The 16,070-nt window shown below is 72.7% G+C and carries 19 protein-coding genes; 11 read left to right on the forward strand and 8 right to left on the reverse strand.

The window, feature by feature from the left end:
- The first annotated feature begins 145 nt into the window (after positions 1-145).
- Positions 146-1,192, forward strand: a complete 1,047-nt coding sequence (locus tag OXR63_RS12320) for a VOC family protein (RefSeq protein WP_267423630.1) — start codon at positions 146-148, stop codon at positions 1,190-1,192.
- Between the two features lie 134 nt (positions 1,193-1,326).
- Here the strand turns inward: OXR63_RS12320 and OXR63_RS12325 are convergent, their stop codons facing one another.
- Positions 1,327-1,893, reverse strand: a complete 567-nt coding sequence (locus tag OXR63_RS12325; RefSeq protein ID WP_267423632.1) for a TetR/AcrR family transcriptional regulator — start codon at positions 1,891-1,893, stop codon at positions 1,327-1,329.
- Between the two features lie 81 nt (positions 1,894-1,974).
- Between OXR63_RS12325 and OXR63_RS12330 the strand changes: the two genes are divergently transcribed.
- From OXR63_RS12330 to OXR63_RS12345, 4 genes are all read left to right on the forward strand, one after another.
- Entirely contained in the window at positions 1,975-3,222 is a 1,248-nt protein-coding gene (locus tag OXR63_RS12330; RefSeq protein ID WP_267423634.1) for an FAD-dependent monooxygenase, read from the forward strand.
- Between the two features lie 87 nt (positions 3,223-3,309).
- Positions 3,310-3,810, forward strand: a complete 501-nt coding sequence (locus tag OXR63_RS12335) for a hypothetical protein (protein WP_267423636.1) — start codon at positions 3,310-3,312, stop codon at positions 3,808-3,810.
- Positions 3,811-3,832: 22 nt separating this feature from the next.
- Positions 3,833-4,318: a hypothetical protein gene (locus OXR63_RS12340; RefSeq protein ID WP_267423638.1), complete on the forward strand. Its 486-nt coding sequence runs from the start codon at positions 3,833-3,835 to the stop codon at positions 4,316-4,318.
- Between the two features lie 17 nt (positions 4,319-4,335).
- Complete coding sequence (locus OXR63_RS12345; protein ID WP_267423640.1) at positions 4,336-4,842, forward strand: hypothetical protein; 507 nt, start codon at positions 4,336-4,338, stop codon at positions 4,840-4,842.
- Positions 4,843-4,866: 24 nt separating this feature from the next.
- On the opposite strand, the gene OXR63_RS12350 is transcribed toward OXR63_RS12345, so the two are convergent.
- Positions 4,867-5,433 carry a hypothetical protein gene (locus OXR63_RS12350; protein ID WP_267423642.1) on the reverse strand — a complete coding sequence of 189 codons (567 nt, stop codon included), beginning with the start codon at positions 5,431-5,433 and terminating at the stop codon, positions 4,867-4,869.
- A gap of 63 nt (positions 5,434-5,496) precedes the next feature.
- Positions 5,497-6,468, reverse strand: coding sequence for an SDR family NAD(P)-dependent oxidoreductase (locus OXR63_RS12355; RefSeq protein WP_267423644.1), 972 nt, complete (start codon positions 6,466-6,468; stop codon positions 5,497-5,499).
- 100 nt (positions 6,469-6,568) lie between these two features.
- On the opposite strand from OXR63_RS12355, the gene OXR63_RS12360 reads away from it, so the two are divergent.
- Positions 6,569-7,417, forward strand: coding sequence for a helix-turn-helix transcriptional regulator (locus tag OXR63_RS12360; protein WP_267423646.1), 849 nt, complete (start codon positions 6,569-6,571; stop codon positions 7,415-7,417).
- Positions 7,418-7,447: 30 nt separating this feature from the next.
- Here the strand turns inward: OXR63_RS12360 and OXR63_RS12365 are convergent, their stop codons facing one another.
- From OXR63_RS12365 to OXR63_RS12375, 3 genes are all read right to left on the reverse strand, one after another.
- The gene (locus OXR63_RS12365; protein WP_267423648.1) at positions 7,448-8,233 is read right to left on the reverse strand and encodes a hypothetical protein; all 786 of its coding nucleotides are present in this window, start codon (positions 8,231-8,233) and stop codon (positions 7,448-7,450) included.
- On the reverse strand, positions 8,230-8,775 hold the full coding sequence (locus OXR63_RS12370; RefSeq protein WP_267423649.1) for an RNA polymerase sigma factor: 546 nt from the start codon (positions 8,773-8,775) through the stop codon (positions 8,230-8,232). The genes OXR63_RS12365 and OXR63_RS12370 overlap by 4 nt, the downstream gene beginning before the upstream one ends.
- 108 nt (positions 8,776-8,883) lie before the next feature.
- Positions 8,884-9,459 (reverse strand): TetR/AcrR family transcriptional regulator, encoded by a 576-nt coding sequence (locus OXR63_RS12375; RefSeq protein ID WP_267423650.1) that lies wholly within the window; start codon positions 9,457-9,459, stop codon positions 8,884-8,886.
- Positions 9,460-9,520: 61 nt separating this feature from the next.
- On the opposite strand from OXR63_RS12375, the gene OXR63_RS12380 reads away from it, so the two are divergent.
- The 4 genes from OXR63_RS12380 to OXR63_RS12395 all read left to right on the forward strand — a co-directional run bounded on the left by OXR63_RS12380 (position 9,521) and on the right by OXR63_RS12395 (position 12,598).
- Positions 9,521-10,402, forward strand: coding sequence for an oxidoreductase (locus OXR63_RS12380; RefSeq protein WP_267423652.1), 882 nt, complete (start codon positions 9,521-9,523; stop codon positions 10,400-10,402).
- Positions 10,402-10,797 carry a hypothetical protein gene (locus OXR63_RS12385; RefSeq protein ID WP_267423654.1) on the forward strand — a complete coding sequence of 132 codons (396 nt, stop codon included), beginning with the start codon at positions 10,402-10,404 and terminating at the stop codon, positions 10,795-10,797. The genes OXR63_RS12380 and OXR63_RS12385 overlap by 1 nt, the downstream gene beginning before the upstream one ends.
- Before the next feature lie 62 nt (positions 10,798-10,859).
- Positions 10,860-11,621, forward strand: a complete 762-nt coding sequence (locus tag OXR63_RS12390; RefSeq protein ID WP_267423656.1) for an SDR family NAD(P)-dependent oxidoreductase — start codon at positions 10,860-10,862, stop codon at positions 11,619-11,621.
- Positions 11,622-11,761: 140 nt separating this feature from the next.
- Complete coding sequence (locus tag OXR63_RS12395; protein ID WP_267423657.1) at positions 11,762-12,598, forward strand: SDR family oxidoreductase; 837 nt, start codon at positions 11,762-11,764, stop codon at positions 12,596-12,598.
- A 96-nt stretch (positions 12,599-12,694) separates the two neighbouring features.
- Here the strand turns inward: OXR63_RS12395 and OXR63_RS12400 are convergent, their stop codons facing one another.
- Positions 12,695-14,293 carry a long-chain-fatty-acid--CoA ligase gene (locus OXR63_RS12400; RefSeq protein WP_267423659.1) on the reverse strand — a complete coding sequence of 533 codons (1,599 nt, stop codon included), beginning with the start codon at positions 14,291-14,293 and terminating at the stop codon, positions 12,695-12,697.
- 253 nt (positions 14,294-14,546) lie between these two features.
- On the opposite strand from OXR63_RS12400, the gene OXR63_RS12405 reads away from it, so the two are divergent.
- A complete protein-coding gene (locus tag OXR63_RS12405; protein WP_267423662.1) occupies positions 14,547-15,407 on the forward strand; it encodes an NAD-dependent epimerase/dehydratase family protein in 861 nt (286 codons plus the stop codon).
- A gap of 82 nt (positions 15,408-15,489) precedes the next feature.
- Here OXR63_RS12405 and OXR63_RS12410 read toward each other — a convergent pair whose 3' ends face one another.
- On the reverse strand, positions 15,490-16,059 hold the full coding sequence (locus OXR63_RS12410) for a TetR/AcrR family transcriptional regulator (RefSeq protein ID WP_267423664.1): 570 nt from the start codon (positions 16,057-16,059) through the stop codon (positions 15,490-15,492).
- Between the last annotated feature and the right edge of the window lie 11 nt (positions 16,060-16,070).

A 16,070-nucleotide genomic window follows, 5' to 3' on the forward strand; every position in this document is an offset into this window, starting at 1 on the left:
GCGGTGTCGTGGGTGACCATCGCGGCGTCTCGTCCACCGCTCCGATGCGCATGTACGGTCGTGGCACGCTGAGCGCACGCCCGTCGAACGAAGGGGACCCCATGCCGGTCGAACCGTCCATCCAGTCGGACGTGGCGTCGTGACCGTGGCGGGCCTCCACGGCGTCGGGAACGTCTTCTACTTCGTCGACGACCTCGACGCCGCCGTCGCGTGGTACTCCGCTCGGCTCGGTGTCGAACCCACGATCCGGGGCGGTGCCCTCGTCGCGTTCGACGTCGACGGGACGCGGTTGACACTGCACCGGCGTGACGAGCTGAACTCGCCCGGGCCCGCGGGGACGAGTCCCTACTGGACCGTCGCGGACGTCGACGCGTTCGTCGACGACTGGACGGAGAACGGGGCGACTGCGCACCGGGGGCCGAAGACGGTGTTCACCGGCGAACGGCTCTGCCAGCTCCTCGACCCGTTCGGCAACCTCTTCTCGGTGCGGCAACCCGCGGCGAGCGAGAGTGCCGTCGACACCGCGCCCGCGTCCGTGGTGCTCACGGCGGACCAAGCGGTGCAGGCGCTCCCGGACCGCGCCGCAGCGTTCTACAGCACCCTGCAGAACGAGCACTTCGTCCTGGAGTCGGCGCGCAGCATCACCGTGAGCGAGTCGAGCAGCCGGGCATCGCTGTACCTGACGACGCTGTCGAGTTCCCTGGTCGCCTTCGGCTTCCTCGCCCGGACCGAGTACGCCGTCCAGTTCCTGTCCGTCGTCATCCCGGTGGTCTTCCTGCTCGGGCTCTTCACGTACGAGCGCCTCGTCGAGACCTCCCTCGAGGACGTCGCCGCCCTCGAGTCCATCCAGCGGATCCGGGGTGTCTACGCGACGGTCCTGCCGGGGGCCGCGAAGTACTTCCCCCGGCCCGACGGCCCGCACGGACCGAACGAGATGCTGCCCATCGGCCGGAGGGCGTCGTGGATCGGGGTGTTCTTCACCACGGCGACCGCGATCTCCGTGGTCAACGCGATCGTCGGGGGCGCAGGAGCCGCCATCCTCACGGTGCAGCTGTCCGGGGAGCCGACGCCGTCGATCCTGGCCGGCGTGGCCACCGCCGTGGTGCTCGCCGTGCTCCTGGGGCTCTACCAGGAGCACCGGTACGGGGCGCTCCGACGATCGCTGCGCGCGACGCCCTCGACGGCCACCTGACCGTCGCGCGGAGTCGCGGCACGCGACCAGGAGACGGACGGGAGGCTCGGCACCGGCCCGCACCGAGCCTCCCGTCCGGCAGTTGGGTGCCGCGCGCGCACCGCGCGGTGCGGTCCGTCAGGCGAGCGCCACCGTCACCCGCGGGCGACGCGGAGCACGGTGTCCACCAACCGGCTCGTGTCCTTCGCCGGGTCGAGGGGGGCGCCGAGCTGTGCCCAGAGGTACGCGGGGGCGATCACGAGCTCGATGCACCCCATTCCGTTGATGGCGGTGACGTCGGCGGCGTCGAGCATCGCCTGGAAGTCGTCGACCCGCGGCTGGACGAGCTCGGTGACCGCCTGGAGGTCCGGCGCTGTCCGTGACGCAGCGAGGAGTGCCCGGAGCAGGCCGAGCGCATGTGGGCCGCGCAGGCTCGTGAGGAGCTGGTCGACGTACCGCGTGAGGTCCGCGTGGAGGTCGCCGGTCGCCGGGACGGGGGAGGCCTGCCGGACGTCGCTGACCATGACGTCGAGCAGGAGTGACTCGATCGTCTGCCACCGCCGGTACACCGTGGTGGCGTGCACGCCGGCGCGGTGCGCGACGGCGGGGACGGTGAGTTCCGCCGCGGGGTCGGCGAGGGTCTCGCGGACGGCGGTGAGCACGGCGTCCCGCGTGCGGGCGGTGCGCCCACCCGGGCGGAGGGAACCGGCGACTTCTGGCATGCGACCAGCCTATTGCACATTGCGCTGCGTTAGGTATGCTCCGTCGTACTAACGCAACGCGAGTTGCAAGAACGGAGCACCATGGCACACGCGCTCATCGTCGGAGCCGGCATCGCCGGCGACACCCTCGCCCGCTGTCTCGCGCGGGACGGGTGGCGGGTCACCGTGGTCGAGATCGCACCCGCGCTCCGCACCGGCGGACAGACCGTCGACCTGCGGGGCGACTCCCGGCAGGTCCTCGTCGACCTCGGGGTCATCGACGCGGCACTCGAGCGCCTGGTCCCGCAGCGCGGCATCGCCTGGATCCGCGCCGACGGCAGCCGGATGGCGGAGATGCCGGTCGAGGCGTTCGGGGGACAGGGGTTCATCTCGCACGAGGAACTCCTGCGAGCCGACCTGGCTGCGCTCCTGCACGACGAAGCACGGGCCGCCGGGGTCGTGTACCGGTTCGCGGACACGATCGACGCGTTGACGGACACGGACGGCGGGGTCGACGTCCGCTTCCGGTCCGGGCACTCCGCGGTGTTCGACCTCGTCGTCGGGGCCGACGGCACGCACTCCCGGACGCGAGCACTGCGGTTCGGGCCGGAGTCCCGCTACCGGAAGCCCCTCGGGCTCGCCCACGCCTGGTTCACGCTCCAGGAGCAGCCCGGGACCGCTCGGCTCGACGGGTGGGCGCTGTCGTACAACGAGCCGGGGCGCCGCGGTGTGACGGCTCGACCCGGGCATGACGGCCAGCAGCAGGTGGGATTGACGTTCGCGGCATCCACCGTTCCCCGCGACCGCGACGAGCAGTTCGCGCTCCTCGACACCGTGTTCGCCGGCACCGGGTGGCGCACGGCCGAGTTCCTCGACGCAGCACGCACCGCTCCGGACTTCGCGCTCGACACGTACGACCAGATCCACATGTCGGACAGCTGGTCCGACAGCCGCGTCGTGCTCATCGGCGATGCCGCGTGGTGTGCCAGCCCCCTCAGTGGTCTCGGGACGGCGCTCGGGCTCCGCGGAGCCGCGGAACTGGCCCGCGCCCTCCACCAGGAGGCCGTGCACGAAAAGGCGTCGAGCGCGCGGGTGGCCGCAGCGCTCGGGGCCTTCGAAGCGGCGATGCGACCCCGGGTCGCTGCGGCGCAGAAGCTCCTGCCGGGGCGAGTGGCCATGGTCGCGCCCAAGCACCGGTGGGGCGTCCGGGTGAACGCCCTGGCGATGCGGATGCTCCAGGCGCGGGCGCTCCTGCCCCTCGTCGAGAAGCTCGCCGGCGGCCGCGGCCACGAGCCGGCCGTCCCCGTACCCGTGGGCGTCGGACGGCAGCCCGCGCCGGACGGGCGGTGACGGGTCGGGCGCCCGCGGCGGACGGGCGCTGACGGGTTGGGCGCCCGCGGCGTCGACGCGGCGAGCGCCACGTGCCACGATCGCCCCATGGCCACACTCGTCAGCGGGAACCCGGGTTCGGGGAAGTCGACCATGACTGCGCTCCTGCGGGGACGAGGCGTCCGCGCGCTCGACGCCGACGAGGTGCCCGGCCTGGCCGCGTGGATGGACGCGAACGGTGACGTCGTCGGGGACGGCTCCCTCGAACCCACACCCGAGCTGCTGGCGACGTGCTTCTGGGGGTGGAACGGCCCAGGGGTCGAGCAGGTCGTGGAGGAACTCGGTGCGGAGGGCGTGCTCCTCGGGATCGCGGTCAACCAGTGGGACTTCGTCGACCGGTTCGACGGCCTGGTGCTGCTCGAACTCGACGCTTCGACGCAGCGGGACCGCGTCACTTCCCGCGATCCGCTCTTCCGGGAGCAGATCGCCGTCGGTCTCCCGGTGATGCAGGCGCAGATGCGTGCGCACGGTGCGCGGGTGGTCGATGCGACGCAGGACCCGGACGACGTCGCACGAGACCTCGCCGCGTTGCTCCACAGCTCCCGATGACCCGGTGTGCCAGGATCACCACATGGGGGCACACAGCAGTCAGATCATCAGCGCAGTCGTCATCGGCGCCGCGACCGTCGTCGCACTCGCGGGGTGTTCCGTGGGGGAGCCGGAGCCGACGAAGACAGTCACCGTGACCGCGACGCCTCGCGCACTGCAGCCCGGGGACGCGGACACGAGCGTGCCGGCGGTCTGCGGCCAGGTGAGCGCCGTCGAGACCATCACCGTCAACGCGGGAGCGGCGCACGAGCGCGGCGAGCTCAGCGACGAGGCCTACCGGTCGCGCCTCGACGCCGCCCGGTACGTCTACGCGAACCTGCCCGCGACCGACGCCGTCGCATCAGCTGTCGGCGCCCTGCAGTCCTGGTTGACGCAGCACCCGACGAGCGCGGCGTCGCTGCCCCTCGACCCCGACGACGCTGGCCTGCAGGACGCGATCGGCGCCGTCGGAACCGCATGCCGCGATGCCGGGTCGCCCATCGGGGTCTCCGCCGCGTACGGCGGCTGAGCCTCACCGGGGCGCTGATGGACGAGGTCTCGCAGACCAGCACGACCGAGCGGCACAGGCGTCCCGGCCGCGCCTGGCTCCACGCGCTGACGGCCCTGGTGATCGGTCTCGGAGCTGCCCACTTCACGCACGCCGCGACCGTCATGGCACTCCTGACCGGCGTCCCGGGACTGGTGGCGGTCCTGGTCGTGGGCGTGGTCACCGGGGTGGCGCTCGCCGTGGCCGCCGTCGCTGGCACCGGGAAGCGTGGAGGCGCGTGGCTGGGGCTGACTGCGCTGGTCGTGGTCCCCGCGGTGCTCGTCGCGGAGGTGGTGCTGGGGATGGTCAGCGCGCTCGGGGGCGGATCCGGCACGGTGGACCTGTCGCCGACGCCGTTGCCCTACGTCGTCGGCGCGGTCCTCGCGGCGGTCCCCGCGCTGCTGGTCCACCCCGGCCGCCCCAGGGCACTCGGCCTCGTGTTCGTCGGGGCGGGAGTGCTCGCGCTCATCGTGGCGGCCGTCGTCCTCGGACCGCATTCCCGGTAGTGCTGACGCGGGTCCGTCCCGGTGTCAGGCGCCCGTGCAGCCGATGTCGGCCTCGTCGTGGCCGACCCCGATCCCCACGCCGAACGACGTCGGGTCGGTGACCGAGCGGGTCGTGCCGAGCGGTCCGTCGGTGGTGACGACCAGACCGTGGAGTCGTCCGGCGTCCGCGCCGTCGTCGAGCACGACACGGCCGACGACGTCGAGCTCGCCGTGTGCCGGCACCACGACGCCGCTGTCGAGCGGCACCGTGCGGCCGTAGCTGCGGGGCATGGCCGGGTCGGTCGTGACAGTGAGTCCCGTGCTGTCCATGCTCGGGTTCGTGGCGATGGACAGGTGAGAGAGGGCCACGTTGCGGAGTTCCCCGGCGCGGACGTCACGGACGCGGATGCCGTGCCCGGTGTCGTTCCGGAACGACGTCAGGAACCACCCAGCGGCCGAGGTCGCCTCCGCCGGGTAGGTACCGCAGACGCCACCATCACCTCGGGCGTCGGTCGAGAGCGTGCTGCCCGGTGCGACGACCACGCCGAAGCCGACCGCCAGCACGACGGCACCGAGTGCGCTCGCGCCGAGGAACGCCCGTCCGATGTCCACGCTGCTCACCGTAGGGGATCGCCGCTCCTGCGGGCCAGGAGGCGCGTCACGGCAGGTCGGAGCTCAGCGTTGGGCTGCCGGTCGCACGACGATCTCGTTCACGTCGACGTCCGGTCGCTCGGCCACGGCGTACGCGACGGCTCGGGCGATCGCGTCGCTGGGGATCGACTCGGCCCGGTAGGCGACCATCGCTGCGGCGGCCGTCGCGTCGGTGATCGTGGTCGCCAGTTCGGACTCGGTGACGCCCGGTGCGACGGTCGTCACGCGGATGCCTCGCGGGGACTCCTGGCGGAGCCCCTCGCTGATCGCGCGTGCTGCGAACTTCGTGCCGCAGTAGACCGCCGCCGTGGGGGAGACGTCGTAGGCCCCGACCGACGCCATGGTCACGACGTGGCCTGTGCCCTGGGCGAGCATCGTGGGCAGCGTCGCCGCGATGCTGTTCAGGAGCCCGCGGACGTTCACGTCGATCATCTGGTCCCACTCGTCGACGAGACCAGCGGACAGGGGAGAGAGCGGCATGACGCCGGCGTTGGCCACGAGCACGTCGATCCGCCCGAACCGTGCGAGCGCGGCGGCAGCGAACCGGTGCGCGGATGAGCGGTCGGTGACGTCGAGGGACACCGCCAGGGCCTGCCCGCCGGCGGCCTCGATCTCGGTCACGAGCTCGTCGAGCCGGTCGGTCCTCCGCGCTCCCAGCACGACCGGGTGTCCGGCTGCGGCGAGGCGGACTGCCGTCGCCCGGCCGATGCCGCTCGAGGCGCCCGTCACCAGGACCACCTTGCGGCGGTGCAGGACCATGCCCGCGTGGTGCAGGACGTCGTCGTGGAAGTCCCCGTCGGCGGTGAACCCGGTGTCGTCGCGGTAGTCGACGTGGTCGTCGTCGATCGCGTAGCGGCCTTCGTACGCGGCTTCGCGGTCGCCACGGGCCTCGACGTACCGGCCGTCCGCGCGGAGCTCGTGGCGGATGTGTCCGTCGGCCGTGACCCACAGGCCGAGGTAGGGGTGGTCGGAGGAGGGCGTTGCGTCGTCGTTCATGCCCTCACTCTCGACGTGGTGGCGGCTGGTTCCCGTGCCGCGGTGTTCCGGGGTGCAGCAGTGCCAGGGAGGGACCTGCGGTCGCGCCTACCCTGGCTGGGTGCCTCCGCTCACCTCCGACCTCACCCTCGGCGCCTACCTCCGAGCCGTCCGCGGACGCCTGTCCCCGGAGTCGCTCGGGCTGCCGGCCGGCGGCCTCCGCCGGGTGGCGGGGCTCCGTCGCGAGGAGGTGGCGGTCCTGGGTGGCCTCAGCGTCGACTACTACACGCGGCTCGAGCAGGGACGCGAGGTGAGCCCCGGTGCTGCGGTGCTCGAGGGCATCGCCGACGGGCTCGAGCTGGAGGGCGACGAACGCGACCATCTGTTCACCCTGGCGGGACTCGTCGCTCCGCCGCGCGGCAGCCGACCGGCGACGTCGGCCAGTCCGGCGCTCGGGCAGCTCCTCGACTCCTGGTCGGCGCACCCGGCCTTCGTCCTCGACCCAGCACACGACGTCCTCGCCGCCAACGCCCTGGCGCGCGCCCTGTACGCACCGTTCGAGCGCTTCGACAACCTCGTCCGGATGACCTTCCTCGACCCGGCGGCACACCGCTTCCACGCTGACTGGTCTCGGGCAGCCGACTCCACCGTCGCCAGCCTGCGGGCGGCGACGGCGGAGTTCGGGGCCGACCCGAGCCTCCTGTCCGTCGTGGAGGACGTGCGCGCGACCAGCGCGGAGTTCGAGACCCGGTGGAGCGCCCAGCGCGTCCAGCGCAAGACCCTCACGGCGAAGCGGTTCCTGCACGACGAGGTCGGTCCGCTCGCGTTCGACGCCCACACCTTCGCCGTCGAGGGGTCATCCGGTCTGCGACTCGTCGTCTACCGCTGCGAGCCGGGCTCCGCGACGGAACAGGCGCTCACGCTGCTGACGGCGCGTGCGGCAGACGCAGCACGAGCCCGGCAGTCGTGAAACGGTGTCTCCCGCGCTCCTGACCGGGCATCAGCGGTCGAGGCCGGCGTAGGGCATCGTCCGGGTGTCGCCGCTGGCGAGGGTCCAGGTGACCTCTGCCGCCGCGGACGTGGCGGCTCCTGGCCACCACGCTGCGAACCAGCCGTCCTCGAGGGACGCATCGACGACCCGGCCGTCGTCGAGCGTGAAGGTGACGCTGCGGACGTCGGGCGCAGCGCGACCGGTCGCGTACTGCTGCCGCTCGTCCACGGGCCCGTCGAGCCGTCCACCGGAGACCGCTTGGGTGAGCCCGGTTGACGGTTGCCGGGTGACGTCCATCGGCAGCCCGGTCATCGAGTCGAGCAGGCCCTTGCCGTTCCCGTTGACGATGCAGAACGCCGTCTGGTCGCCGTAGGACGCGATCATCGAGGTGAAGTCACCGCGTCGTTCCTCGAGCAGGAACCGGGCGTCGCGCGACGTGCCCAGGTCGGCGCCGGACGCCGACAGGCAGGCGTTGCGCTCCTTGACCGGGTCGACCACCGGCATGGGGCGTGACTGCCAGGACGCGAGGTCGGCGCTGCTCGGGGCGGCGAGGACGACCTGGCCACTCGTCGGGGTGCTGAGCAGGGCGTGGCCACCGATCACGGCCACCGCCGCGACGGGCAGGGCGATCCACCAGGCGCGCCGTCGGCGCGGACGGGGCTGGGAGGCTCGTTCCGGCTCGTGCGGGCGTGTCCGGTCGAGTTCGTGGACGCGACGGAGCACGCGTTCCTGCTGGCCGTCGTCGGCGCGCCGGGATGCGGCGTCCATGGTCTTGAGCGTGTCGATGTCGATCACGGGGTGGTCCTCACGCGGTTGGTCGGGGAAGTGACGGGGGTGGGTGTCTCGGCTCGTGCCTGCAGGGCGGTGCCGAGTCGTCGCCGGGCACGGGAGAGCCGCATGGCGTAGGCGGTCCGGGAACACCCGAGGACCTGTGCTGCCCTCGGGGCGTCCAGCTCCTCGAACAGCGCGAGGGCCAGGACCTCCTGGTCACCGGCCCCGAGCGTGTTCCAGGCCTGTTGCAGCGTGAGGCGTTCGATGACGCCGATCGCGTCGTCCTCGACCTGCTGGGGAGCCGGTTCGGCGCTCAGGCGGACGTGCAGGTCCCGCTGACGCCGGACGCCCTTGTGCGCCGACAGCATCTGGTTCCGGGCGACCGTGAACAGCCAGGCGCGCGCTTCCGCGGGGACGTCGGCGCGGCGACGCCACGCGACCAGGTAGGTCTCGCTGAGGATCTCCTCCACGAGCATGGGATGTGCTCGGCGTCGGACGAACGCCTGCACGTCGCGGAAGGTCGCGGCGTAGAACGCCTCGAACTCCGCGGTCGAGTCGATGGACACTGGTGCTCCGATCTTCGGGGTCACACTGGACGTGTCCGTTCCGGCACGGTCGTAACTCCCAGTCCGCAGATCGGTCCCGGGTCCGGCGCTGCGTGCCGACGAGTGTCCTCAGCGCTGGTCGAGCTGCCCTCGGACGGCAGGCAGCAGCAGGGCCACCGCGGCGTCGGTCACCTCGTCCACCTGGTCCGCAGCGAGGCGCCCGGTGCTGGCCAGGGCGCTGATGCCCTCCAACATGCCGGCGACCAGGAACGGCAGTGGACCTGGACGACCGTGGCCGTGCTCGCCGAGCATCGCGGCGCCCTGGGCGAAGAACCGGGTCGCCGCCTGGCTCGCCGGCGAAGAGGCCTCGCGCGGACCGCCCGTGAACATCAGCTCCATGAGCCGCCCGTTCTCAGCGGCGAAGCGGACGTGGGCGTGCGCGTACTCGCTGAGGCGGGCGTGCAGGTCCTCGTGGCGGTCGGCTGCGCCGAGGGCCGCCGTGAGCTCGTCGAACCCCTCGGCGGCGATGGCGTCGAGGAGCGCGTCGCGGTCCGGGAAGTGGCGGAGCGGTGCGCTGTGGCTGACTCCGGCCCGCTTGGCGAGCCCGCGGATCGTGACCGCCTGGGCTCCCTCCTCCATGAGCAGCTGGCGGCCCTCGGTGACGAGGACCTCCCGCAGCGAGCCGTGGTGGTACGGAGTGGACATGGTCCGATCGTACCGCAATGTGGACGTTGACAACAATGTGTGCGCCGTCTACATTTGCGACATGACGAACTCCACTCCCACCGCCGACCTGGCCGGCCGCACCATCCTCATCACCGGCGCCACCAGCGGCATCGGCCGGTCCACCGCGGCCGCCGTCGCCGCCAGGGGTGCCCGGGTGGTCCTCGCCGTCCGTGACACCGACAAGGGCCGACGTGTCGCGGCCGAGCTCCCCGGGGCGGACGGCACCCACGTCGTGCGGGCCCTCGACCTGGCGGACCTCGCCTCCGTCCGTCGGTTCGCCGACGAGACGACCGAGCAGATCGACGTCCTGGTGAACAACGCCGGGGTGTCCGCGTCGACGCTCGGACGCACGCACGACGGGTTCGAGATGCAGTTCGGCACGAACCACCTCGGGCACTTCCTCCTGACGACCCTGCTCCTGCCGCGGATCACCTCGCGCGTGGTGACGGTGTCGTCCCAGGCGGAGCGGATGGGCCGGCTGGACCTGGATGACCTCGACTGGCGGACCCGCCCGTACAAGGGCGGTCGGGCCTACGCGGACTCGAAGCTGGCCAACCTCGCCTTCACCCTCGAGCTCGACCGCCGCCTCCGACAGGCCGGCTCGCCCGTGCGAGCCCTCGCCGCACACCCCGGGATCGTCGTGACGCCGATCTACGACCGCCCCGCCGGCAAGCGGCCCGGTGTCTGGGACGTCCTGCTGCCGGTCATGGGCCAGGGCCCGGACCAGGGAGCCCTGCCCGTGCTGCTCGCGATGACGGGCGACCTGCCAGGAGGCTCGTTCACCGGTCCGGAGCACCTGTTCCACATGCGCGGTGGCGCCCAGGTGATCACGGCCTCCGCCAGGGCGAAGGACGCGACCCTCCAGGCTGACCTGTGGGCGGCGTCCGAGGCCATGACCGGCACCGCTGGCAGGGCCGACTGATGCCCGGCTCTCCGTGGACGAGCGTGCTCGAGCTCGACGCCGGACACGAGTACGTCGTGATGGCGACGCGCTTCACCGTCCAGTCGCGGCGACGGCTGCTCGGCATCATGGCTTCGACGCAGCAGCTCTGGCAGGCCCTCCCGACGACCCCGGGGCTCGCCGGCCACCAGTTCGCGGTGTCGCCGGTGCGGGGGACGCTCTCGACCCTCACGGCCTGGCGGGACCGACCCTCGCTCGAGGCCTTCGTGCGCGGCCCGCTCCACGCAGCGCTCGCCACGGACACCCGCCCGCTGATGCAGGCCAGCCGGTTCGTGGACTGGGTCGCCCCCGGGTCCGACCTGCCCCCGGCGTGGCGAGGAGCGAACGAGCGGCTCGACGCCGCGCGAGCACGCTGACCCGTGCTCCTCGGCGACCCAGCGGTGCAGACTGAGCGTCTCCGACCCCGAAGGACGCGCTCATGCAGACCCTGACCCTCGACGGCTCTGTCGCCCTCGTCACCGCCGCCTCCCGCGGGATCGGCCGCGCGATCGCGCTCGACCTCGCCGAGCACGGCGCCGACGTCGCCCTCGGCGTGCGGGACCCCGACGCCGCGACCGAGCTCGCCGACACGATCCGGGCGATGGGCCGGCGGGTGGCGGTGGTGGCGATGGACGTCACGGACCTCGCCGCGTGCCGGTCGGCGATCGACACCGTGGTCGCGGAGCTCGGCACGATCGACGTGCTCGTGAACAACGCGGGCGGCGGGATCGTGGAGGACGCCCTCGACGTCACCGAGGAGCACTTCGACACGGTGTGGGAGCTCACGACGAAGTCGACCTTCTTCGTCTCGCAGCACGTCGCGAAGCACATGCGCTCGTCCGGGGGTGGCTCGATCGTGAACATCGCGTCCCAGGCCGGCCTCGTCGCGCTGCCGGGGGAGTCGTCCTACTGCCTGAGCAAGGCGGCCGTCATCCACATGACCAAGTGCCTGGCCGTGGAGTGGGGCCAGTACGGCATCCGCGTGAACGCCGTCGCGCCGACGTTCGTCGAGACCGAGGGGACCGCGCCGGCGCTCTCCGACGAGGCGTTCCGTGCGGACACGGTGGAGCGCATCGCCGCGCTGCACCGAATCGGGCAGCCCCAGGAGGTCGCAGCGGCCGTCACCTTCCTGGCTGGTGATGGTGCCTCCCTGATCACGGGCACCGCGCTCCCGATCGACGGCGGCTGGACGGCGCGCTGACCCAGCGGCCCAGCGGCCCGGCCCGGCCCTGCCCGGCCCTGCCCTGCCCCTGCGCCATCCGGCCACCCCGGACACCCGCTCAGGGCGCCCCGTCGACCATCGGCTGCACACGACGGTTCCCGATCAGCGCAAGGAGTGCCATGTCCGACCAGCAGCAGCAGCCCCCGGGTCACGAGGACGCGATGACCCCGAAGGCCGACCACGGCGAGGAGTCCTACCGCGGTTCCGGCAAGTTGACCGGCAAGCGAGCCGTCATCACGGGCGGCGACAGCGGCATCGGCAAGGCGGTGGCCATCGCGTTCGCCCGCGAAGGTGCCGACGTCCTGATCAGCTACCTGCCCGAGGAGCAGGACGACGCCGAGGACACGAAGCACTGGATCGAGGAGGCGGGTCGGAAAGCCGTCCTGTTCCCCGGCGACCTGACCGACCCGGCCTACTGCCGCGAGGTCATCGCGACCGCGGTCAGCGAGCTCGGCGGCCTCGACGTCCTGGTCAACAACGCCGCGTACCAGATGAGCCACGAGACGTTCGAGGAGATCACCGACGAGGAGTGGGACCACACCCTCGCCACCAACCTCAGCGCCTACTTCCACCTCGTCAAGGCAGCGCTCCCGCACCTCGGCGCCGGCGCGTCGATCATCGGGTCGAGCTCGGTGAACTCGGACAACCCCCGGCCCGACCTGGCCCCGTACGACGTCACGAAGGCCGGCGTCGCCAACCTGTCGGCCGCACTCGCGCAGCTGCTCGGCCCCCGCGGCATCCGCGTGAACAGCGTCGCGCCCGGACCGATCTGGACGCCGCTCATCCCCTCGACGATGCCGCCGGAGCAGGTCGAGCAGTTCGGCACGCAGTCCCCGCTGGGCCGCGCCGGCCAGCCGGCCGAGCTCGCCCCGGTGTACGTCCTGCTCGCCAGCGACGACGGCAGCTACGTCTCCGGTGCGCGCGTCGCCGTCACCGGCGGGACGCCGATCCTCTGACCCGGGACCGGACTGGAGGCTCGTGGCGGACCCCGCCACGAGCCTCCCGTCCGTCACGGCGTGGGCACCGTCGACCGGTGACGGGGACGACCCCGGTCAGGAGGCCGTGGCCGGCTCCGCCTGTCCGCTGAACTGCTCGACGAGGGTGCGCTTCAGGACCTTGCCGCTCGGCCCGAGGGGGAGGGCGTCGAGGACGTGGACGACGCGGGGGAACTTGTACGCCGCGATCTCCGCCGACACGAAGGCGACCAGGTCCTCCGGCGTGACGGTGGCGTCGGGGCGCAGGACCACGGCCGCCTCGATCTCCTGCCCGTGCACCTCGTGCGGGACGCCGAACACCGCGGCCATGGTCACGTCGGGGTGCGTCGCGAGGACCTCCTCGACCTGCCGCGGGTACACGTTGTAGCCGTTCCGGATGATCATGTCCTTCGTCCGGTCGACGATCGTCAGGTAGCCGTCGTCGTCCTTCGTGCCGAGGTCGCCCGTGCGGAACCAGCCGTCGACGATCGCCGCCGCCGTGTCCTCCGGCCGGTCGAGGTACCCGTTCATCAGGTTGTGGCCGCGGATGACGAGTTCGCCGACCTCACCACGGGGGAGCAGCACGACGTGCTCGGCGGTCGCCGGGTCCGCGATCTCGACGTCGACGCCCCACACCGGCGTGCCGATGGTGCCCGGCCGTGGAGGCGTGCCGACGTGGTTGAACGTCGCGACGGGGGAGGTCTCGGTCAGCCCGTAGCCCTCGTGCACGGGGGCGCCGTAGACCTGCTGGAAGCGCTCGAGCACGGCGAGCGGCAGCGATGCCCCGCCGGAGATGGCGTAGCGGAGCGACGGGCGGGCCTCGGTCCGGGTCGCCGCGTCGAGCAGCGCCATGTACATCGTCGGCACGCCCATGAAGATCCCGCACCGGTGCTCGACCATCGCAGCGAGGGCCGCGTCGCCGTCGAACTTCGGCAGCATCACGATCGTGGCGCCGGCACGGAACCCGGTGTTCATCGTGCAGGTCTGCCCGAACGTGTGGAACAGCGGCAGCGCCCCGAGGAGCACGTCCCCGTGGTGCATGTCGAACGTGGTGAGCAGGTTCGTGTTCACCTGCTCGAGCAGTGCGAAGTGCGACCCCTCCGCTCCCTTCGGCTGACCGGTGGTGCCGCTCGTGTAGAGGATCGTCGCGGTGTCGAACGGGTCCCGGGGGACGTACGTGGTGAGGGGCTCGCTCGACCCGGCCAGGGCCTCCAGGCGGTCCGGGGTGTCGTCACCGCCGGCCGACGCGGCGGGGGCGAGCACGGACACGACGTCGACCCCGGCCAGCGCGGCACCGGCGGCGCCCTCACCGAGCAGTGGAGCGGCGCACACGAGGAGGGTCGCGGCGCTGTCGCGGAGCACGTACTCGATCTCCCGGCGCTTCAGGAGCGCGTGCACGGGGACGGCGACCGCCCCGAGCGCGAGCGTGGCGTAGTACACGCGGGGGAAGTCAGCCACGTTCGGCACCAGCATCGCGACGCGAGCGCCCTCGGTCACGCCACGGGCACGGAGCGCTCCGGCGTACGCCAGGGTCTGCGACCAGAGCTCGGCGTAGGTGGTCCGTTCCTCGCCCACCACGACGGCGACGTCGTCCGGGTACCGGGCCGCCGACTCGGCGAGGATCGCGGCGACGGACGCCGTGGCACGGGTCCTGGGGATGGTGGTGGTCTCGGGCATGCCGGGCTCCGTCTCCGTTGACGAGGGGTTCCTCTGGATCATACGGCGACGCCCCGAGGTCCCGCCGCGCCCCGTTCGGGCACCGGAGCGGCGAGTGGGATCGCGCGTGGCGAGTCGAATCGCACGTGGCGAGTCGGATCGCGCGTGGACGGTCACGACTTCCGACCCCCGACGCACGATTCGACCTCCCGGCGCGGGCGTGATGGGAAGGAACGAGCGTCGTCGGTGGGAACGCACCCGTAGTGTCGTCCGGGTGAGTGTGATCATCGCCGGGTGCGGCGACCTCGGCATCGAAGCAGGGCTGCGCTTCGCAGCGACCGGCCACCGCGTCGTCGGACTCCGCCGCCGCGCCGAGCTCGTCCCGGACCCCATCGAGGGGCGGTCCGTGGACCTGCGGCAGGACGTGCCGACGATCGACCAGGACGCCGAGGTCGTCGTCGTGGCGCTCGCCGCGGGCAGCCGGCAAGTCGAGGAGTACCGCGCGACCTACGTCGACGGGCTGCGGAACGTGCTGGACGGCATCGCCGCGGCCGACGTCACGCCACGTGTCCTCGTGGTGTCGTCGACCGCCGTGTACGACGTCGAGGACGGCGCGACCGTGACCGAGGACACCCCGGCACGCGGCGGCACGCCCACGTCGGACGTGCTCCTCGAGGCCGAGGCGCTGCTCCGCGAACGTGTCCCCGAGGCCGTGCTCGTGCGCCTCTCGGGCATCTACGGCCCCGGTCGCGAGCGGCTGGTCGACCAGGTCCGGAGCGGCGCAGCCCGCCTGGCGCCGACCCCCGACGGGTCGATGCTGACGAACCGCATCCACCGGGACGACGCCGCCGCGGCGCTCGTGCACCTCGCCGGACTCGACACCGTGCCGCCCGTGGTGCTCGGCACCGACGACGAGCCCGTGCGGCTGGACGCCGTGCTGCGGTTCCTCGCGACGGAGCTCGGGATGCCGGAGCCCCCGGTCCGGACCGAGGGTGACGCGGACCGGCGTGCTGGTGGCGGCGAGAAGCGGCTGTCGAACGCGCTGCTCCGCTCGACCGGGTTCACGTTCGCGTACCCGACGTACCGCGAGGGGTACCGCGCGGTGCTCGCGGGCGAGGGCACGCGCCACCCCTGACCGCGCACGGCCGAACGGCCGAACGGCCGCGCGGCCGTCAGCTGACCCCGAACGACCGACCGCCCGTCAGGCCGACGGCCCCTCAGCGGCTCGCTGCGTCCAACACCGTGCCGGCCACCGCGCGCGCGACGGTCGTGTCGTACCCGGGGTCGCGCAGGCGCATCGCGAGCGAGCCGGACACCACGAGTGCGAGCTGTTCGCCGACCGTCGGCGCGTCAGCGGCACCGACGACGTCCTCGGCCAGGGACGTCAGCCGTGACCGGAGCACGTCCGACTCGACGTCGAGCACGGCACGGATCTCAGCAGGTGCGTCCGCGTACTCGGACGCCGTCCCGAGGAAGGCACACCAGCGGGAGGCGTCCGACCGCGTCCGGAAGGCGTCCAGCGCGTCGAACACGGCGAGCACCCGGTCGCGCGGAGTCGCCGCGGCCTCGGCCGCGCGTGTCCAGGTGTCCTCCCAGTCCTGCTGCCGCCGGGTGAGCGTCGCGGCCACGAGGGCCTCCTTGCTCGGCCACCCGCGGTAGAGCGTCGCCGACGACACCCCGGCGCGCTCGAGCACGGCGTCCACCGAGGTCGCCGCGATCCCGCGGGCGAAGAAGAGCTCCTCGGCGGCGTCGAGCAGCTTCCGCTCGGTTCCTGCACGCATCGCCATGCCAGCACCCT

The organism is Curtobacterium sp. GC_Cur_3, assembly GCF_026544205.1.
In the GTDB taxonomy this organism is placed as follows: domain Bacteria; phylum Actinomycetota; class Actinomycetes; order Actinomycetales; family Microbacteriaceae; genus Curtobacterium.